The 19,598-nt window shown below is 62.6% G+C and carries 19 protein-coding genes; 8 read left to right on the top strand and 11 right to left on the bottom strand.

The window, feature by feature from the left end; all coding sequences use genetic code 11:
- Nucleotides 1-154 precede the first annotated feature (154 nt).
- Complete coding sequence (locus MLD24_RS07285) at nucleotides 155-1,396, top strand: response regulator (RefSeq protein WP_248165684.1); 1,242 nt, start codon at nucleotides 155-157, stop codon at nucleotides 1,394-1,396.
- On the opposite strand, the gene MLD24_RS07280 is transcribed toward MLD24_RS07285, so the two are convergent.
- From MLD24_RS07280 to MLD24_RS07240, 9 genes are all read right to left on the bottom strand, one after another.
- Nucleotides 1,387-3,282, bottom strand: a complete 1,896-nt coding sequence (locus MLD24_RS07280) for an ATP-binding protein (protein ID WP_344816806.1) — start codon at nucleotides 3,280-3,282, stop codon at nucleotides 1,387-1,389. The two genes, MLD24_RS07285 and MLD24_RS07280, sit on opposite strands and share 10 nt — an antisense overlap.
- Nucleotides 3,283-3,385: 103 nt before the next feature.
- The gene (locus tag MLD24_RS07275) at nucleotides 3,386-5,065 is read right to left on the bottom strand and encodes a methyl-accepting chemotaxis protein (RefSeq protein WP_248165682.1); all 1,680 of its coding nucleotides are present in this window, start codon (nucleotides 5,063-5,065) and stop codon (nucleotides 3,386-3,388) included.
- 167 nt (nucleotides 5,066-5,232) lie between these two features.
- Nucleotides 5,233-6,915, bottom strand: a complete 1,683-nt coding sequence (locus tag MLD24_RS07270; RefSeq protein WP_248165680.1) for a methyl-accepting chemotaxis protein — start codon at nucleotides 6,913-6,915, stop codon at nucleotides 5,233-5,235.
- Nucleotides 6,916-7,240: 325 nt separating this feature from the next.
- Complete coding sequence (locus MLD24_RS07265) at nucleotides 7,241-7,450, bottom strand: DUF3565 domain-containing protein (RefSeq protein ID WP_228752830.1); 210 nt, start codon at nucleotides 7,448-7,450, stop codon at nucleotides 7,241-7,243.
- 38 nt (nucleotides 7,451-7,488) lie between these two features.
- On the bottom strand, nucleotides 7,489-9,570 hold the full coding sequence (locus MLD24_RS07260) for a TonB-dependent siderophore receptor (protein ID WP_248165678.1): 2,082 nt from the start codon (nucleotides 9,568-9,570) through the stop codon (nucleotides 7,489-7,491).
- A 130-nt stretch (nucleotides 9,571-9,700) separates the two neighbouring features.
- Nucleotides 9,701-10,156: a YchJ family protein gene (locus tag MLD24_RS07255; protein WP_248165677.1), complete on the bottom strand. Its 456-nt coding sequence runs from the start codon at nucleotides 10,154-10,156 to the stop codon at nucleotides 9,701-9,703.
- Nucleotides 10,156-10,581 (bottom strand): hotdog fold thioesterase, encoded by a 426-nt coding sequence (locus MLD24_RS07250; RefSeq protein WP_248165675.1) that lies wholly within the window; start codon nucleotides 10,579-10,581, stop codon nucleotides 10,156-10,158. Before MLD24_RS07250 ends, MLD24_RS07255 begins: the two co-directional genes overlap by 1 nt.
- 135 nt (nucleotides 10,582-10,716) lie before the next feature.
- Nucleotides 10,717-11,955: a zinc metallochaperone GTPase ZigA gene (gene zigA / locus MLD24_RS07245; RefSeq protein WP_248165673.1), complete on the bottom strand. Its 1,239-nt coding sequence runs from the start codon at nucleotides 11,953-11,955 to the stop codon at nucleotides 10,717-10,719.
- Between the two features lie 74 nt (nucleotides 11,956-12,029).
- Nucleotides 12,030-12,212 (bottom strand): hypothetical protein, encoded by a 183-nt coding sequence (locus tag MLD24_RS07240; RefSeq protein WP_248165671.1) that lies wholly within the window; start codon nucleotides 12,210-12,212, stop codon nucleotides 12,030-12,032.
- A 42-nt stretch (nucleotides 12,213-12,254) separates the two neighbouring features.
- Between MLD24_RS07240 and MLD24_RS07235 the strand changes: the two genes are divergently transcribed.
- From MLD24_RS07235 to MLD24_RS07220, 4 genes are all read left to right on the top strand, one after another.
- Nucleotides 12,255-13,568, top strand: coding sequence for a hypothetical protein (locus tag MLD24_RS07235; RefSeq protein WP_248165669.1), 1,314 nt, complete (start codon nucleotides 12,255-12,257; stop codon nucleotides 13,566-13,568).
- A 71-nt stretch (nucleotides 13,569-13,639) separates the two neighbouring features.
- Nucleotides 13,640-14,785: a hypothetical protein gene (locus MLD24_RS07230; protein WP_248165667.1), complete on the top strand. Its 1,146-nt coding sequence runs from the start codon at nucleotides 13,640-13,642 to the stop codon at nucleotides 14,783-14,785.
- The gene (locus MLD24_RS07225; protein ID WP_248165665.1) at nucleotides 14,775-15,731 is read left to right on the top strand and encodes a metal ABC transporter solute-binding protein, Zn/Mn family; all 957 of its coding nucleotides are present in this window, start codon (nucleotides 14,775-14,777) and stop codon (nucleotides 15,729-15,731) included. The genes MLD24_RS07230 and MLD24_RS07225 overlap by 11 nt, the downstream gene beginning before the upstream one ends.
- Nucleotides 15,721-16,524, top strand: coding sequence for a metal ABC transporter permease (locus MLD24_RS07220; RefSeq protein ID WP_227173391.1), 804 nt, complete (start codon nucleotides 15,721-15,723; stop codon nucleotides 16,522-16,524). Before MLD24_RS07225 ends, MLD24_RS07220 begins: the two co-directional genes overlap by 11 nt.
- On the opposite strand, the gene MLD24_RS07215 is transcribed toward MLD24_RS07220, so the two are convergent.
- Together MLD24_RS07215 and MLD24_RS07210 are read right to left on the bottom strand one after the other, a co-directional pair.
- Nucleotides 16,494-17,876 (bottom strand): ribonuclease J, encoded by a 1,383-nt coding sequence (locus MLD24_RS07215; protein ID WP_248165663.1) that lies wholly within the window; start codon nucleotides 17,874-17,876, stop codon nucleotides 16,494-16,496. The two genes, MLD24_RS07220 and MLD24_RS07215, sit on opposite strands and share 31 nt — an antisense overlap.
- Complete coding sequence (locus MLD24_RS07210; protein WP_227173388.1) at nucleotides 17,873-18,094, bottom strand: hypothetical protein; 222 nt, start codon at nucleotides 18,092-18,094, stop codon at nucleotides 17,873-17,875. Before MLD24_RS07210 ends, MLD24_RS07215 begins: the two co-directional genes overlap by 4 nt.
- Nucleotides 18,095-18,336: 242 nt before the next feature.
- Here MLD24_RS07210 and MLD24_RS07205 point away from each other — a divergent pair, with 242 nt between their 5' ends.
- The 3 genes from MLD24_RS07205 to MLD24_RS07195 are packed head-to-tail and all read left to right on the top strand — an operon-like array spanning nucleotide 18,337 to nucleotide 19,575.
- Nucleotides 18,337-18,639 carry a hypothetical protein gene (locus MLD24_RS07205; RefSeq protein ID WP_248165661.1) on the top strand — a complete coding sequence of 101 codons (303 nt, stop codon included), beginning with the start codon at nucleotides 18,337-18,339 and terminating at the stop codon, nucleotides 18,637-18,639.
- A gap of 32 nt (nucleotides 18,640-18,671) precedes the next feature.
- Complete coding sequence (locus tag MLD24_RS07200) at nucleotides 18,672-19,076, top strand: DUF1801 domain-containing protein (protein WP_248165659.1); 405 nt, start codon at nucleotides 18,672-18,674, stop codon at nucleotides 19,074-19,076.
- Between the two features lie 22 nt (nucleotides 19,077-19,098).
- Entirely contained in the window at nucleotides 19,099-19,575 is a 477-nt protein-coding gene (locus tag MLD24_RS07195; RefSeq protein ID WP_248165657.1) for a L,D-transpeptidase family protein, read from the top strand.
- Nucleotides 19,576-19,598: the final 23 nt, after the last annotated feature.

Below are 19,598 nucleotides of genomic sequence, written 5' to 3'. Positions count from 1 at the left end.
TTGTCCATCGGGTGAACCGGCCATGATAACCATCCTGGAGGGGTTCCAAAAGGGCTTGCCGGATACGTTACAAGACTGCCAAGTTGCCCCCCTCTCGTCTATGCTTAGAGAACCACTGATAAACTCGAGCCACGTGCCTCTGTGAGCCTGCAACATGGATGATTGTCACAAACCCGGCCCATCAGAACTGAACGCAATACAAACTCAATTGGATAATCTCCGGTCGGGCTTTTTACGGGAACTACCCAGTAGGGTCGACGGAATCCGCGTTATCATTGCCCAGCTTGCGACCAGCGTTCAGGAGCAGCAGATGTCCGATGTACTGGCCAATCTGGAAACTCTTCATCAACGATTACACAAGCTGATCGGCGCTGCCGGTACGTTCGGCGTTTCTCGGGTAAGCCTGATAGCCAGAGACATGGCAGAGTTGGTCAATGACAGTTTTCGCAACTCAGGCAGACCCTCCCAGGAGAAAATCACCCAACTCATCACAATGGCCGACGACCTGCTGCAACAACAGTTTGAACAGGGCATGTTTTCGGACACCCCGGTTTCCAGCACCAAACAAAGTGTCAATAGGGCACGACAAAGAGGCATAGTTGCCCACGTTGTCGACGACGACCCCATGCAGGTAGAGCTTATTCAGCACAGTCTGAAAAAAAACGGCTACACGGTGGAAGTGTTCAACTCTGTGATGGTTTATGCGGATCTGTTCGACCGACTACCGGAACCGGCCATTATTTTCATGGACATGCGCTTTGACGGCGCACAGTTCGCCGGTGCAGACATCATCAGTAACCTGAAGGAACAGTACCAGAACCTGCCACCGGTAGTTTTCATATCAGCCATGACAGACATCCAGGCAAGACTGGCGGCACTACGAGCCGGAGCCACTCGGTATCTGGCCAAGCCATTGATTCCCAGTCACCTGGTACGCCTTGCCGATGAGCTGACACTGCGGGTACCGCCGTCTCCCTATCGGGTCATGCTGGTGGATGACGACCCCAGTACACTGGCAGCCTACGGTCTCGTGCTCAGCCGGGCGGGAATGAAAGTACTTACTGTCAATCGCCCAATGGAAACGCTGGTTCAGCTATCCGAGTTCAAGCCAGAAGTGCTGATTCTGGATCTGCTTATGCCCGATGTCAGCGGCACGGAGCTTGCTGCACTCATCCGCGAAGACGATGTCAACGATCCGCTGCCCATACTCTTCATGTCAGCAGAGACCGACCCCTGGCGTAAAATGATGACTGTTGGGCTTGGAGGCGATGAATTCATGCCCAAACCTGTAGCAGCAGATTATCTGGTGACGACGGTCACCGCCCGTGCCCGCAGGAGTCGCAAGCAACGGCAGTTGCTGGAGAGAGCCGCTTCAACGGCGGAATATCATACCTGATCCACAATCACAGGAGCCTCGGCTCGTGGCAGGGTAATGTGGAAATTGGTGCCCTGGGGGCTGGTGTCAAAATGAATGCTGCCATCCATGCCTTCCAGCAGTCCGCGAGCAATGGCCAACCCTAGGCCGGTGCCTCCCTTCGCACGTCGATCGGAGCTGTCTGCCTGACTGAACTTCTCAAACAGCCGGCCCTGAAACGACTGCGGAATCCCCGGTCCCCGATCCGACACCGAAATGGTAACGGCCTCATTGCGCACATCTACAGCCACCCGCACACTCTCCCCGGGCGGTGAAAACTTGATGGCATTGGATAATAAATTATCCATCACCTGCTGAAAGCGATGCTCATCCGCCCTCACCCATACTTCGCCGTGAAGGCGGCTGGTCAACCGTACCTCCTGCTCGCGGGCATAAGTGGCTACATTATCCAACGCCGTCGCCAGCAGATCCGACACTGACTGCACTTCAATCTCAAAGCTCATCTTGCCCGCCACCAGCTTGTCCATGTCCAGCAGGTCGTTGATCAGCCGGGTCAGTCTCTCGCTGTTACGAATTGCCATGGTTACCAGAGGCCGGGCTGACTCCGGCAGATCACCGGCCTTGCCAGCCGACATCAGCTTGAGGGCGCCAGAGATGGAGGTCAGTGGCGTACGCAGTTCATGGCTGATGGTTGAAACAAACTCGGACTTCATCCTCGCCACCCGTTTCTGTTCAGTAATGTCCTGGAACACCAGCCACACCAGACCATGGTCATCAGCCTCCTGCACCCTGGCTCCGGCCAGCAGTACCGAGATGCCAGCACCGTCCTGACAGCGGCACTGCACTTCCTCGGGGCCAAACCGCTGTCGATGGGCCAAGCCCTGCCAGGGCTGTTCCGTCCCCAGCAACGAGGCAATACCCAAAGACCCCAGAGTACCTTCGGCGTGGCCAGTCATGGAGTACAACGCCTGATTGATACCCAGAAAGCGGCCATCCTCAGCGTCAATCAAGGCAATGCCCAGCGGGGCCAACTCAAACAGAGCCTGCAACCGGTGCTGGCTGGCGCGCTCCCGCGCCAATGACACCGTCAGCCATAAGCCAGGCAACAAAATCACCGCCGCAGCAACAACCAGCAATGTTCGAAACGCTGCAACATTATCAGCTTGTGCGGGCCAGCCTCCTGTTGGTATCGCCGCCAGTTGCCACTGTCCTCCCGGGACAGACACACGCTGTTGAATCGGACGCTGCTCAAATACCGTCTCGTCTCCGTAGAAAATTGCCCCTTCCTCACCGCTTGGCGTCAGACGGCGGATCGAAAAATCCAGGTCATTGAACTTATGGAAGCCGACCGCCTGGTAGAGCCGATCGCGATCGATCACTGCGGAGATCACTCCCCAGAACCGGTCAGAGGCCGGCCCAGGGCCTGTCGTGAAAACAGGAATTCGCCCAATAAACCCATAGCCGCCCTGAACCAACTCGATCGGGCCTGCTAACACCAGGCGCCCTGATTCCGCTGCATGCCGGATATCTGGCCACTGTGCAACATTCGTCCGATAATCCAAACCAATTGCAGCTTCATTGCTCTCCAGTGGGTACATCAGGCGGATAACCATATCGGGTGCGCCTCCCACATTACGCAGCTCCATTCGCTGCGTCATGACAATGCTGGCTACCTCGGCAAAGCGTTGTTGATCCAAATCAGGCTCTGTAGCCACAACCGCCTGCAACCCCCTAACGGTCTGGATGTTTTCATTAATGACGCCTTCAAGCCTTGCTCGGAGTAGCGATACCTGACGTGCAACATCCAACCGGTGATGACTGACGTAAGACGCGTTATAGAAGTGATCAAGCACCAGAACCCCAATCAGGGTCACGATCACCACACCGACTCTCGCGACCCATAACATCCGACTCACACGTCCTCCTTTGCCGCTACGGGCATCCGGCGCCTATACGCCTCTGTACAATAGGCGGCCAGCCCGAGCGCTGGCCAATTTTCTCCTTGTCGATTCAGGTCTTGAACTCGCCAACCAGTGCTTTCAAGGATTCCCCCAGGCTGGCCAGTTGTTCGCTGGCCTGAGCAGTCTGACTAACCCCCGAATCGCTACGCTGGGCGGCGTCGACAATGCGGGTGACGTTCTGGTTGATTTCCTCTGCCACCTGGCTCTGCTCCTCGGCGGCGGCGGCAATCTGGGTCACCTGGTCGTGGATGCTGCCCACCGAGGACTCAATGGTCCGCAGCGCCATGGTGGCGTGATCGATCCGCTCCACGGTCTCACCGGTGCGCGCCTGGGACAGCTTCATCCGCTCGACTGCGGTGCGGGATTCACTGACAAAGCCCTCGATCATCTCCCGGATCTGATCCGCCGATTCGGCGCTGCGCTGGGCCAGTTGCCGTACTTCGTCCGCCACCACCGAGAAACCGCGACCGTGCTCGCCGGCCCTGGCGGCCTCAATGGCCGCGTTCAGCGCCAGCAGATTGGTCTGCTCGGTGACCGCCTGGATCACGTCCAGCACCTGCTGGATGTCGTCGGATTTCTTCGCCAGGGCGTCGATGTTGGCGGCACTGAGCTCGATGTCCTTTGACAGCTCATTAACCGAACCCTGGGCCTGGGCAATGGTCTCACCGCCCTCCCGGGCCAGCCGGTCAGCGTCGGAGGCGGAACTCTCCACGGTGCTGGCATTGCCAGACACCTGCTGGATGGTGGCCGCCATCTCATTGATTGCCGAGGCGATCTGGTCGGTTTCCGAGCCCTGCTCCTGGACCGATTGCCGGGTCTGGGCCGCAACCCGGCTGAGCTGTTCAGCTGCAGACGCCAGCTGCTCGGTGGTAGCGCCAACCTGACGCACAGTGTCCTGGATACGGCCAGCGAAGGCATTGAACCCCCGCCCCAGTTCCGCCAGCTCATCGCTGCCCTCGTCCGGCAGGCGCTGACGCAGGTCTCCCTCGCCCTCGGAAATCTCGTGCATGATGGCGCTGACCCGGTTCAGCGGCACCGTCACCGTGCGGCTCACCAGCAGGCCAATCAGCAACGCCAGCACCACCACAACCAGGGCCGCAATCAGCACAGTCACCAGGGTCGAGGCGACATCCGCCTCAACCTCTTCGGCGGCCTTGGCCACCACATCGGCAACATCGGTGACATAGATCCCGGTGCCCATCATCCAGTTCCATTGCGGCAGAATCACCGCATAGGACACCTTGGGCTCCACTTCGCCACTGGCCGGATTGGGCCATTCGTAGCCATGGTAACCACCCTGTCGCGCCGCCTGGATGATGGCTTCGATCAGTTTGCGCACATCCGGGTTGGTGGTGGGCCCTTCCCGCGACGGGTCAGGGCGGTAAGCCAGATTGTTGAGATCGTCGACACGATAGGCAAACACATAATTGCCGTTGCGGAAACTGATGGCGCGAAGTCGTTTGCGGGCCTCCAGCTTGGCTTCCGCCTCGGTCAGTCCGGGCATGGCCATGACCTCCTCCACCACGGAGCGGGCGGTATCAACCACATCCTTGACGCTTTCCTTGCGGGCCTCGAGCAGAGTCTTCTCCAGACGTTCCAGTTCCATCTCACCGTTGTGGCGAATCTGCCCCACCGAGATCCAGGCAATCACCAAGGCGGTGACCAGCACCGGTATCAGGACGCCAAGCAGCAGACGGTAGCGAATACGAAGTCGGGTAAGCACGTTCATCAATGGGGGAACTCCAGAACCGTAGGTATTGTCGTTGTTGATTCCTACGACTAACCATAGTCAACAGCCTGAAATCAGGCCATTAATTGACGTTCTGGATAACGAGGGCCAACGGCCCGGACGGGCCGCTGGCAAAGGCAGGGGTAAACGCCCGAAAGCGTTGAAACTCAGACCTTGAACTGGCCCACCAGCTCCCGCAGGCTTTCGCCCAGACGCGCCAGTTCGTGGCTGGCGTCGGAGGTCTGGGTAACGCCGGTGTCGCTGCGCTGGGCGGCATCGACAATGCGGATCACGTTCTGGTTGATCTCCTCGGCCACCTGGCTCTGTTCTTCCGAAGCGGCGGCGATCTGGGTTACCTGATCGTGAATATGGCCGACCGAGTTCTCGATGGTACGCAGGGCTGTGGCGGCATGATCAATCCGCTCCACGGTCTCACCGGAGCGTTTTTCAGACTGGCGCATGCGTTCCACCGCCGCCCGGGACTCGGTGACAAAACCATCGATCATCTCACGGATCTGGTCCGCCGATTCGGCACTGCGTTTGGCCAGTTGCCGAACCTCATCAGCCACCACCGAGAACCCGCGGCCGTGTTCGCCGGCCCGGGCCGCCTCGATGGCCGCGTTCAGGGCCAGCAGGTTAGTCTGTTCGGTGACCGCGTGGATCACGTCCAGCACCTGCTGGATGTCGTCGGATTTCTTCGCCAGGGCATCAATGTTGCCGGCACTGAGCTCGATCTCCCGTGACAGCTCGTTGACCGAGCCCTGGGCGTTGGTGATGGTTTCACCACCCTCGCGGGCCAGCCGGTCGGCGTCGGAGGCTGAACTCTCCACCTCGTTGGCATTGCCGGATATCTGTTGGATGGTGGCGGCCATCTGGTTGATGGCAGAGGCGATCTGGTCGGTTTCCGAGCCCTGCTCCTGCACCGACTGACGGGTTTCCTGGGCCACCCGGCTAAGCTCCTCGGCGGCGGAGGCCAGCTGATCGGTGGTAGCACCCACCTGCTGCACGGTGTTCTGGATTTTCACCACGAAGGCGTTGAAACGTCGGCCCAGCTCGGCCAGCTCATCGTCTCCCTCATCCGGCAGGCGCTGACGCAGATCGCCATCGCCCTCGGCAATTTCCCGCATGATCTCGATCACCCGGTTCAGCGGCGTGGTCACGCTGCGTCCGACAAAGGCCCCCAGCAACAGCGAAATCACCACCACCGCCAGGGTGGCGATGACCACGTTGGTCAGCGCCGCGGCCACCTGTTCATCCACTTTCTCGGCGGCAGCAGCCACCACCCGGTCAATGTTGGTGACGTAGACACCGGTGCCCACCATCCAGCCCCAGTCATCAATCAGGATGGTGTAGGACACCTTGGGCTCGATCTCGCCACTGGTGGGGTTGGGCCAGTCGTAGCTGTAGAAGCCGTCACCGTTACGGGCACTGGCGATCAGGGTCTGGGCCATTTCACGAACCTTGGGATTGTCGCTCGGCCCCTCTTTCGATGGATCGGGACGGAAGGCCAGGTTGTACTGGTCGCTGATGCGGTAGGCGTAGACGTAGTTGCCGTTTTCGTAGGTCATCGAACGGAGGCGGGCACGGGCCTCCAGCTTGGCCTCCTCGGTGCTGAGACCGGGACGGTTCTTGACCTCTTCGATCAGCTCCCGGGCCGAGGTAATCAGGCCCCGCAGGCCTTCCTTGCGGGCATCCAGCAGGTTCTGCTCGAGCCGGGCCAGTTCCGCCTCACCGTTGCTACGGACCTGACTGACGGAGATCCAGGCCACGGCCATGGCGGTGATCAGCACCGGCACGATAACCGCCAGCAGCAAACGTGAACGAATACGCAGTCTGTTCAGATAGTGCATCAATGTCTCTCCACGCGGGAATCCGGGAGCGCATCAGCCGCGCCCCTAGTCTTTTGTTTTATCGACATTATGCATGGCCCATCCTTGACGGATGTTATTGTTTGTAACGGAAAAATACGCTCGCGCCAGACGCCACACGGGCGACCCTCAGCGAAACGTTAGCAGGCAACTGAAACAAAACGGTTTTTTGTCTCGATCTGTCCGGAAATGGCCCTGAAAACGGGGAACAAATTGATACCAAAGCATTGGCAGGAGAATCGCAGGTTATTGACCTGTCGCAATTTTTGCCACAGCGGAGATGCTTGGTGGCGGGCGGGCACGGGCCTCAGGCGGACCGGTCAGCAGGTTCGTGGCGATCGCATTTCAGGCAGTCGAGACACTGGCCCAGACGGGCCTGGCGTCCGGCCCCGGTGGTCACCCAGGGCCGGTTGATCCAGGGAGGATCGTGACGGACGTGCTGATTGTGGCCGCAGGCCAGCTCAGCCACCCAGTGGCCTTCCTGATCCCGGTGGAATGCGGTCATCGGCTGCAGCACGTCGTCACTCCCTCAGCTCATCGGTTGCTGCCGCAAGCTTACCAGCGGTAGCTCAGGCTGCCGATGATGCTGCGGGACTCACCGTAGTAACACCAGTAGTCGCAACTGGCAACGTACTCCTTGTCCGCCACGTTGTTGACGTTGAGCTGGGCCAGCCATTGCGGGGTAATCGCGTAGCTGGCCATCAGGTCCATCAGGGTGTAGGACGGGACCTCGGTGTCGCCATCGACACTCTCACCGACGTAACGCACCCCACCGCCCAGTTTGAGACCGTCAAGCGGGCCCTGGAACTGGTAGTCCAGCCAGGCGGACGCCAGGTGGCGGGGAATCAGTGCGGCCCGACTCTCGTCACCGGAAGCCTTGTTCTTGCGCTCGGTGTCGGTGTAGGCATACGCCAGCGTCGCCTGCAGCTGATCGGTCAGGTACCCCACCCCTTCCAGCTCAAAACCTCGGGAACGACGCTCGCCTTCCTGAACCTGGAAACCGCCGGGGGCCGTCACCAGGGAGTTTTCCTCCTCCAGATCGAACGCCGCCGCCGTCAGGTATCCGTCAAAGCCACGGGGAGCGTACTTGAGGCCCACCTCTAATTGCTTGCCTTCGCGGGGATCGTAGAGACGGCCATCGTCGTCAGTGCGGGTCAGCGGCTGGAACGACTCGGTGTAGCTCAGGTACGGCGACAGGCCATTGTCTGCCAGGTACATCAGACCACCGGACAGCGATACCGCCTCGTCATCAGAGCGCTGCATCGCGCCACTGCTGGCATTGAGGTTGTCGGTTTCGGCGTGGTCGTAACGGGCACCGGCGAGCACCACCCAGCGGTCATCCAGGCGCAGCTGGTTCTGCAGGTAGAGACCGGTCTGCTGCTTGTCGATGTCGCGGGTCAGCAGATCGGCATCCGCCACCGGGGTGAAGTTGCCGTAGACCGGATCAAACATGTCCAGCGGCGCCCCAAACGGGAACGGATCGGCCTCTTGGCCGTTGGTACCAAGGTTCTGGTAGTCAATGCCCAGCAACAGGGTGTTCTCGGTCCGCTCGCTGTAGAACCGGCCCACCAGGCGTGAGTCCACGGTCCAGCTGCGGGTGCGGCCGTCACGGTAGACGAGTCCCCGCACCGCTTCACGATCGTTTTCCGGGTTCACCATCAGCGCGTAGGTGCTTTGCAGGTCCACGTCCAGACGCTGGTAACGCAGGCTCTGGATGCCGGTCCAGGTGTCGTTGAAGCGATGCTCCAGCTCATAGCCGATGGACGCCTGGGTGCGGTTGTTCTGGTCGTAGTCCGGCTCACTCAGGTTGGTGGACGGGTCCACCTTGCCATAGGGCGTGTTCTGGAGGGTGCCGTAGGGCAGCTTGAAACCGTTGGTGGGCACCGCGTCGTCTTTCTGGAAACTCGACAGCAGCGTCAGCGTGGTGGCTTCGCCGAGATCGAACTGCAGACTGGGCGCGACGTAGAAGCGTTCGTTCTCGGTACGATCCAGATCGCCTTCGCGGTACTTGTACATTCCCACGATGCGGTAACGGGCCTGGTCACTGAGCTCGCCAGACTGATCCACGCCCAGCTGGCGATGCTCGCGATTGCCCGCCTGCAGCTGCAACAGCCCCTGGGGTTCGTCGGTCGGCCGCTTGCTGATGGCATTGATCACCCCACCGGGAGGCGCCTCGCCGTAGAGAATGGAGGCCGGCCCCTTGAGCAGTTCCACCCGTTCCAGACCAAATGGCTCCGGCAGCCACTGATAGAACCCTTCGCGGTAGATGCGCAGGCCATCCTGGTAGGTGGAGTTGTCGAAGCCGCGGATTCGGAACCAGTCAGTATCGTTGTCAGCGCCGTACAGGCCGGACAGCACCCCGGCCCGGTAGCGGAAGCTTTCATCCAGTGACTGTACGTTGCGTTCTGCCAACTCCTCCTCGCTCACGACCGCCGCCGGACGCGGTGTCTCCACCAGCGGTACGTCCACCTTGAGCGCGGTACTGACCACTTCCAGGGCCTGCAGTTGGGTCGCAGCGTCCCCCTCGGCAGCCTGGGCGCCGGTTGTCATCAACACGGCAGGCACCAGGGCAATCGACATCAGGCCAAGTCGCGTCCTTGGCAGGCCTGGAACAAACGGATCTCGTGAATAGGGCATGGGTCACCTCAGCGGTATCAGAGACGCGAAATCTAATAGCACCCATTCACATTTGCAAACCAGAAAGCCTCACAACCGGGCCGTCCCGGCAGTCTTTCAGGGCCAACCCGGTCGCGCCTAGCGGTGAACGTTATCGGCAGCAGGCCTTGAACTTGCGGCCGCTGCCACAGGGGCAGGGATCATTGCGGCCCGGTTTCAGCACCCCCTCGTGGGGCGTGCCGCTGAGGTAGAACCAGTGGCCCTGCTGGCGCCGGAAGTCCGACGCCTCCTCCAGATAACCGAAGCCGCCAGGGAGCCGGTACAGGGCCCGGAAATGCACCCGACCGACATCGCCCTGGCTGTCGGCGGACAGTACCTGCAGGCCGCACCAGTCGGGGGAATCCGCCAGATCCAGCTGGGCCGGGCGGGTGTCCGGATGCCAGCTGCGTTGCAGGTAGTCACTCAATCCGAGCACAAAGCCACAATAGCGGGAACGCATCAGCGCCTCCGGCGAGGCCGCCGGCTGGCCCTGATGCAGGGGTTGGCAGCAGTCACCGTAAGCGGCCCCGGAACCGCAGGAGCAGTCGGCGCTGGCGGGCGTTGCCATCAACGCCGCGCCACCACCGCCATGGTGAGGCGGGAGACACAAACGGTCTTCTCGTTCTCATCTTCGATGATGATTTCCCACACCTGGGTGCTGCTGCCGATATGGACCGGGCGGGCAGTGCCATAAACCCAGCCGGAAGCCACCGAGCGGATGTGGTTGGCGTTGATATCCAGACCCACCGCCACCTTGCCCGACTCACGGATGCAGCAGTTGGCAGCCATGCTACCCAGGGTTTCCGCCAGCAGCACCGAAGCACCGCCGTGAAGGATGCCAAAGGGCTGGTGGGTGCGATGGTCCACCGGCATGCGGCCACGAACGAAGTTGTCGCCGATTTCCAGGTACTCGATACCCAGAGTGCTGACCGCGGTGTTTTCACTGGATGCCGCCAGCATCTCCAGGTTCGGGGTGGTTGCCCAAATCGCCATAGTTTCTCTCCTGATCGGGAACGCCGGCAGGCGTGACCCAAATTTTAGTTGTGGCCGTTATTCTGCCCGCCGGCGCCGTTTAATCAATGAGCAAAGCTAACCATTCCCCTCGGCTAATCACCTGGGCAGGGACAATCACTCACCATCCCAGCTCGGGAACGGGTCGTTGAGGGTGCGCCAGAACGCCTCGCCCGCGGCGAGTTGGTCATCGTCCAGCAGACAGTCATCCAGGCGCTGTCGCAACCACTCGGTGTCCAGGTTCTGGCCGATGAACACCAGTTCCTGGCGCCGGTCGCCGAACGGCTCCTCCCAGCCGGACAAAATGGCCTGGCGGGACTCGGCATCCGCAGGCCAGTACTGCTCCGGCACCCCCTGCCAGAACAGCCCGGCGCGGCCGTAGCGCGCCATACCGCCAGCCTGGCTCCAGTGCCCCGCCACCTCCGGCCGGGACGCCAGCCAGAAATAGCCCTTGGAGCGGATCAGCCGGCCCCGGGGCCAGTCCTGGTGCAGGAAATCGAAAAACTTGGCGGGATGGAACGGCCGCCGGGCGCGGTAGGTGACCGAGCCGATGCCGTATTCCTCGGTTTCCGGGGTGTGCTCACCCCGCAACTCCTGCAGCCAGCCCGGCGCCTCGGCGGCGCGTTCGAAGCTGAAACGGCCGGTATCCAGTACCCGATCCAGCGCCACCGCTCCGTGCTGGATGGGAATCAGTTCCGCGTCCCGGTTCAGCGACCGCAGCACTGCCCGCAGGCGATCCAGCTCTGCCGCTTCAACCTGGTCGGTCTTGCTCACCAGGATCACATCGCAGAACTCCACCTGATCCACCAGCAGGTCCGCGACGCTGCGTTCGTCCTCCTCTCCCAGGTGCTCTCCAGTTTCCTGCAGAGACTGGGCCCGATCGAAATCGGTCAGGAAGTTCACCGCATCCACCACCGTCACCAGGGTATCCAGCCGTGCCACCTGGGACAGGCTGACACCGGTCTCATCCTCAAAGGTGAAGGTCTCCGCCACCGGCAATGGCTCGGAGATACCGGTGGACTCAATCACCAGGTAATCAAACCGGCCCTCGGCCGCCAGCCGGCGCACTTCCACCAGCAGGTCTTCCCGCAGGGTGCAGCAGATGCAGCCATTGCTCATCTCCACCAGTTTTTCCTCGGCGCGGTTGAGGGTGACCTCCCGCTGCACCTGGCTGGCGTCGATGTTCACCTCGCTCATGTCGTTGACGATCACCGCCACCCGGCGGCCCTCGCGGTTGTTAAGGATGTGGTTCAGCACCGTGGTCTTGCCGGCACCAAGAAATCCGGACAGCACCGTTACCGGCAGCCGTGCGTCGGTATCCGCTACAGGTTGCGCAGTGGCAGGGGATTGGCTCATGGGGTTCCTCTCATCGCGTTATCGTCTTAGGGCGTCCGCTCCCTGGTAAGGAGACGGGCTTCACAATTAAAACGTTATAACATAACATTCATGGCGAAGAAGAACGCCACCGACATTTCCAAACCCGGGCGGATGGCCCAGCAGCCTCGATTCTGCAAGGCGCGGCCACCCCTCCGGAACATGACAGCCCAGACCGTGAACACCCGGAACGCAGCGTTGAAAGTGGCTTCTGCAAGCCACTCATGAACGTTGCTCATAAACGTTCCCTGAAAGTTACGTTATAACATTAAGGAGATAACATGCCACTGACGTCTTCCCTCGCCCGCCACAGCCTGCTGGCACTGGCCCTCAGTTCCCTGCTGGCCGGTTGCGGCGGCAGCGACTCGGACAATGATCACAGCGACCACGACCACGATCACGACCACACCGACCTGAGTTCTGCCGGTCGTCTGGCGCTGTTCGATGCCGACTCCGGCGACCTGCGGGTGCTGGATCTGGATTCCGGCGACGAGCTTGATCGCTTTGCGCTCGACGGCAGCACGCCACGGCTCTACAGCAGCCCCGACAAGCGCTACGCGGTGGTCATCCAGCGCGAGGACAACAAGGTTTCGTTCCTCGACGGCGGTCTTTACACCGAGGACCACGGCGACCACATGCACGACTACGCCGAAAGCCCGCAGTGGGTGGGGCTGACCCTCAACGCGACCCGCCCCACCCACTACACTGTCCACGACGACCACGCGGCGGTGTTCTTTGACGGCTCCGACGCCGCCAGTTCAAGCGTCTCCGTGCTGTCTGACAGTGGCATTGGTGGCGGTCAGGTGGTCGCCAGCCTGGATCTGGAGAACAACATGCACGGCGTTGCCAAGCTGCTGGACGACAAGCTGTTTGTGACCTATCGCGACGCCGCCATCACCGACACCACGTTGCCGGCCGAGGTGGAGCGTTATCACTTCGACGGCGATGCCTTCACCTTGGAAACCCGCTACGACCTCACCTGTCCGGGCCTGCATGGCGCGGCGGCCAACCATCACGCCCTGGCGTTCGGCTGCACCGATGGCCTGCTGGTGATCGACCTGGCACAGGATGGCCAGCCTGCCCGCAAGCTCGCCAACCCCGCTGCGCTGGCAGACGATGCCCGCATCGGCACGCTTCGAAGCCACCCGGCGCTGGAACAGATGGTGGCCTACGCCTACGCCAGCCAACAGTACTTTGTGGTCGACCCGGAGGCCGGCGACGCCGCCTCGGCCTATCAGGCGCTGAGCCTGCCACAGGGCGTCCGCCCCCTGGTCGGAGACTTCGATCCCCATGGCCATCACTTCTATGTGCTTGGCAGCGACGGCGTCCTGCGGCTGTTTGATGCCGAAGGTGACTGGCAACAGGTCGCCGAAGTGACCGTCGCCGGGCCCTTCGGCGAAGACGATGCCGCCCCCAGCATCACCGCGTCGGCAGAGCACCTGTACGTGCTGGTGCCGGGTGAGCGCAGCCTGAAGACCATCGACAGTCACGACGGCGAACTGCTGGCAACCCAAAGCCTGGATTACACCGCCACCGCCGTTACCTGGCTCGGCTTCGCCGAGGACGACCACGGCCACGACGACCACAACCACTGATACCACCGTCCACCCCTGCGCTCCCTGCACCCCAGCGCGCAGGGGCGGCGGCAACCGGAGCCATCACCACCATGACCGATTTGCGTCACTTCGCCGGCGCCAGCGCGCTGGCCCTTTTTTCGTCCGCTTTTGCTTCCCCGGCCCTGCTGGCCAATGAACTCAACCCCGACATCGGCGTCACCCTCGACGGCTACTACCGCAGTGGCGAGCAGGCACTGTCCCACCGTGAGGAAGGCTTTGGCCTGGGCCATACCGAACTGACCCTGTCATCGCCCATCGACGACCGCTTCGAAGGCCGTCTGACCGCGGTGCTGGAAGACCACGCCGGTGACACCGAGCTGGGCCTGGAAGAAGCCTACATCCAGACCACCGGCCTGCCCTGGCACCTCAACCTGCGGGCCGGGCGGTTCCTGTCCCAGGTCGGCTACCTCAACGGTCAGCACCTGCACGCCGATGACTTTGTCGAGCGTCCCGCCGCCTACCGCGCGCTGCTGGGCAGCCACTATTTTGACGACGGCGTACGCGTCAACCTGCTGCTGCCGACCCCCTTCTACTGGCGCGTCGGCGCCGAGGCCCTGGCCGGTGACCGCCTGGGCGACACCGACGGCGACGAGGACATCGGCGTCTACACCCTCAGCACCAAGCTTGGCGGTGACCTGTCCGCGTCCCAGAGCTGGCAGGCCGGCTTTGCCTGGTTGCGCAACCGCCTCACCGACGTCGCCAGCGATGGTGACGCGGAGCACGATCATGACCACGATCACGGCCATGACCACGCCGGCCACAGCCACGGCGCCAGCTACACCGGCAAAAACCTCTACATCACCGATCTGGTGTGGAAGTGGGCGCCCCAGGGCAACACCCGCCAGAGTCAGCTGACGCTGAGCGGGGAGTACCTCTACGCCGATGACCTCAACCGCTACGCCAGCTCTGACGACACCCAGGAAGGCTGGTATGCCTCGGCGGTCTACCAGTTCGCCCCGCAGTGGAGCACCGGCGTGCGCTACGGCGAAGTGGATCTCAAGGAGGCCCATGGTGATCACTTCCACGACCAGTCCCTGGAAGAAACCGAAGTGATGCTGGCCTGGTCCCACTCCCACTTCTCCACCCTGCGCCTGCAGTACACCCACCAGAGCACGGACGGCTTCGAAGCCGACGACAATACCGTCACCGTGCAGTACGTCATGAGTTTTGGAGCCCACGGTGCCCATGATTACTGATTGCCGATGCAGCATGACCTGGCGCTCGCTGCGGCGATGGCTGACACCGGCCCTGCTGGTACTGACCATCGCCCCGGCGCTGGGCCAGGCCAGACCTGCGGTGTTCGCCTGCGAGCCGGAGTGGGCAGTACTGACCCGTGCCCTGCTGCCGGAGGCCGACCTCACCGTCGCCACCACCGCCTGGCAGGACCCGCATTACATCGAAGCCCGCCCCAGTCTGATCGCCGCCCTGAGGGACGCCGACCTGGCGGTATGCAGCGGCGCCTCGCTGGAAGCCGGCTGGCTGCCCTCGCTGCTGCGCAAGGCCGCCAATCCGGACATTCGTCCCGGCGGCCCCGGGCTGCTGCTGGCGGCGGAAACGGTGCCGCTGCACCAGCCCCACCAGCACGTCGACCGCAGCCTTGGTGACGTCCACCCCGAGGGCAACCCCCACATCCACCTGGACCCGGACGCGGTGCCGGTGATTGCCGGTCACCTGGCGCAGCGTCTGCAGCAGCGTTTCCCCGGCGAGGCCAAAGTCATCCAGCAACGGCTGCTGCGGTGGCGGGTGAACTGGAATCTGGCGCGGGAAGGCTGGCGCCAACAGGCCGCCGCGCTCGCCGGCCAAGCGGTGGTGGTGCAGCACGGCAGCTTCCACTACCTGCTGCGCTGGCTGGGCGTTGATGCCGCGCTGGATCTGGAACCCAAACCCGGCCTGCCCCCCAGCACCGCCCACCTGCATCAGCTGGCCAACGATCCGGCACTGGAGAGCGCCCTGGCAATCCTGGTGGCCCGCCATCAGGACAGGCGGCCGGCGGACTGGCTGGCAGACCGCCAGCAACTGCCCGTGCTGGTGGTGCCCGGCACGGTGACCGACGAGGCCGGTACCGACACCCTGGCAGCACTGATTGGCCACATTGTCGAGGGACTGGTCGAGGCGATGGAGGCAACCGCCGGTGAGCGCTGAGATGATGGCGTGGAGCTGGCTGTTGGCACCGTTGACAGCCAGTTTGCTGATCACCCTGGCGCTGGTGCCTCTGGGCATCACCGTGCTGCAACGGGGGGTGGTGTTCGCCGACCTGGCCATCGCCCAGTGGGCGGCGCTGGGCGCATTGATTGGGGGAACCGCCAGCCTGACCCTGGCGGGCCTGCCGCTGACGGCGCTGGCCGCCGCGCTGGTGTGCGTGGCCCTGGTGCACACCCTGGTCCGCAACCAGCCACGGCACCGGGAAGCACTGATCGGCCTACTCTATGTGCTCGGCGCCAGCCTCGCCACCCTGGTGGTCAGCCAGGACCCCCACGGTGCCCAACGCCTGGCCCAGACCCTGGACGGTGACCTGCTGTGGACCACCACCGGGCAACTGCCGGCACTGGCATTGATGGCGCTGCTGGTGCAACTGTGGCAGCACGGTCTCAACCACAGCTGGCAACAGCGGCTGTTTCTGCCACTGTTCGCCGTTGCGGTGGCGGTGGCGGTGACCCTGGCGGGCATCTACGTGGTGTTTGTCAGCCTGATCGCCACCCCGCTGGTGGCCTGCGCCCGCCATGGTCGCAGCGGCGGTGCGGTGGTGACCTGTCTTGCCGGTCACGCCCTGGGACTGGCACTGTCCGCCACCCTGGACCTGCCCGCCGGCACCTGTGTGGTGCTGGCCACCCTGGCCATGGCCAGCCTGTGGTGGCTGATCGGTCTGCGAGCCTCAGCGGCCAGCGACCATCCGGCCGCCGGCCATCAGACCACCGGAACCAGCTCGCCGCGCTGAAACCCCAGGCGTCCCGTCGCCACCAGCTGGCGGCGAATGCCAGGCACCGGGCGCACCATGAACAGGTCGCCATTACGACCGATCAGGCTCTTGGCAATGCCGGTGTCCCGCGCCAGCCGGGCGTGGGCGGCCAGATGCTCAGCCTCACCATGGACCGGGATCGCCAGGGTCGGGCGGACCCAGCGGTACATTGCTTCCAGCTCCTCGCTGGCAGGGTGGCCCGAGGCGTGAATCGGCAGGTTGGCAGCCTCGGCGGTGACCACACTGACCCCCTGGCCGGCGAGCTTGGCAATCAGCGCCGCAATCGCTTCCTCGTTGCCGGGAATGGCTCGGGCGCTGAAGATCACCCGGTCGCCCGCCTCCAGTTCCAGATCGGGATGATTGCCCGCCGCCAGCCGGGTCAGCGCGGTGCGGGGTTCGGCCTGGCTGCCGGTGGCCACCGCCAGCACCTCATGGCGGGGCAGGTAGCCCAGGTGGGCGGAATTGATAAGTCGGTCGCCGTCGGCCCACACCCCCGTCGCCCGTGCCGCCCCGCTCATGTTGATCAGTGAGCGCCCCAACAGCCCCATGTAACGACCGGTCTGCCGGGCCACCCCGGCGAGGGTGTGGAGACGGGCAATGTTGCTGCCGAAACAGGTCACCACCACCCGGCCCTCGGCCTCGGCCACCGCGGCCTGCAAGCCTTCCTGCAACGCCCGCTCCGAGGTGGAGTGGCCACTGACGGTGGCGTTGGTGGAATCGCAGACCATGGCGTCCACACCCTCCTCCGCCAGGGCCTGGAAGGTCTTCGGCGAGTAGCCATGGCCCACCACCGGATCATCGTCCAGCTTCCAGTCGCCACTGTGGAAAATGTTGCCCGCCGGGCAGCGGATCATCAGCGCACTGGGGTCGGGAATGGAGTGGGTCAGCGCCAGCCATTCCACCTCAAAGGGGCCAATGCGGCGCCGTTCCCCCATCGCCACTTCGATGATCGGCACCCGGTGCAGCAGATCAAACTCCGCCAGCTTGCGCCGCAGGATCTCGGCGGTAAAGCGGCCGGCGTACACCGGGCACTGCAGCAGCGGCCACAGGTACGGCACCGCGCCGATGTGATCCTCATGGGCGTGGGTGATCACCAGCCCCGCCAGTTGCTCCCGACGGTCGGCGATAAACGCCGGGTCCGCCATCTGCACCGGCGGCTCACCGGCCCGGTGGACGCTGCCATCGGCAATCACCCGCCCCGGCCGGGGAAAGGTGACACCACAGTCCACCATCAGCCACTGGCCGTCGTGGCCGTAGAGGTTCAGGTTCATACCGATCTCGCCGGTGCCGCCGAGGGGCAGGAACCACAGGTCATTCTGGTCCGGGGTCATGAACTCACCCCCAGCCGTTGCAGGCTGGCCTGGAGTTCCGCTTCGCTGATGTTGACGTACTCCAGCACCCGCCCGTACAACATTGCCGTGGGCACCCAGCCATCCTGCCGCTCCCGCCGCGCCTCATTGAGCACAAACAGCACCGTGCGGTCGAGCCGGGTCAGGCCGTCGCGGACGTCAGGAATCACGTCCTCAATCCGTGGCGTACGTTGGGTCATGGCGATCTCCAATGGCGATGGGCGTTTAAGGAGCCTCTGACCGACTCCTTGGAGGAGTATACCGATCCCGGTGGCCGCTGGTTTAGTGGCGGCGGGAATAACTGGACGGTTGGAGGAGTTTGGGAGCCGCTGCATCGGGTTGGTATCGGAACGCTGGTCCGGTACCGTATTCACCATCTCACGACCGCCAAGACACTCTTGTCAGGAAAGGGCGTTCGACTCATGATCAACTGTGGAGCCGCATGAACACTGAACTGTTACTACTGGTTCTGTTTTCGCCCGTGGTGGCACTGCTCGGCTACAAGTTCTGGCGGGAACACAGGGCGGACAAACTCGGCATCTGCCCCAGTTGCGGTGTCGCGCTTACCCACGAGAATGCCGTCTATTTGCAGGAGTCGGGCGTTCCACCCAGCAGCACCAGAATGTGCCGGCGCTGCAAAGAGCGGCTGGGGAGACGGCAGTTGTTTCGCTTCTTACTGTTTTTGGCCGGGGGCACGGTGATTCTTATCGCTGGAACGGTTGTTATCGGGCTGACTACTCCGTGACCAACTGATACAGCCAGAACGTCGGAGGTAAGATGACGCCTGAAATACTGGCCAGGTTTGCCAGCTACCCGCCAGACGCACAGCAGCAGCTGGCGAGGGTGCGAGGTCTTATCCTTGCCGAGGCAGAAGCGCACTCTCTCGGCGCGGTCGAAGAAACCGTCAAGTGGGGCGAGGCCAGTTTCCGTGTGAAGGGTGGCAGTACCATTCGGATCGATTGGAAGCCCAAATCGCCAGACGTCGTCAAGCTGTTCTTCCACTGCCAGACCAGGCTTGTCGAGACTTTCCGGGAAATCTACCCGGGCGGCTTCGAGTACGAGGGCAACCGGGCACTACTCATCCCGCTGCAGTCGGATACTGACGACAGACCGTTACGCCACTGCATCGAACTGGCGCTGAAATACCAACGCCTGAAGCATCTGCCATTACTTGGCGCTTGAAACACAGGAGCCTTAAGGAGCCATGAAAACGCTCGCCTGGTTGCTCATTGCCTGGCTGACGACACCCGCTTTTGCCGCGGTGGATCTGGTCCGGGTAGATAAGTCGGAGAATCGAATGTATCTCCTGGAAGGGGATGTCGTGGTCAGGGAATACCACGTTGCGTTCGGCGCCAATCCGCAGGGACACAAAGTCCAGGAAGGCGATGAAAGAACGCCGGAAGGCCGCTACACCCTCGATTACAGAAAAGAAGACTCGGCGTTCTATCGGGCGATGCACTTCAGCTACCCGAACGCTGCCGACGTTGCCAATGCCGGGCAACTCGGCGTCTCGCCCGGCGGATTTATCATGGTTCACGGCCAGCGCAACTGGCTGGGCTGGCTGGCACCGATCACCCAGCGCTTCAACTGGACCAACGGCTGCATTGCGTTGACGAACACCGAGATGGACGAGTTCATGGCGCTGGTCGAGGTCGGCACCCCGATCGACATTGCCTGGTGATCCAAAAGCCTGGAGACACACCG

Origin of the sequence: Marinobacter xestospongiae (assembly GCF_023156385.1) — a bacterium.
Taxonomy (GTDB): Bacteria; Pseudomonadota; Gammaproteobacteria; order Pseudomonadales; family Oleiphilaceae; genus Marinobacter; species Marinobacter xestospongiae.
This window is presented reverse-complemented; position numbering and strand designations above follow the sequence as displayed.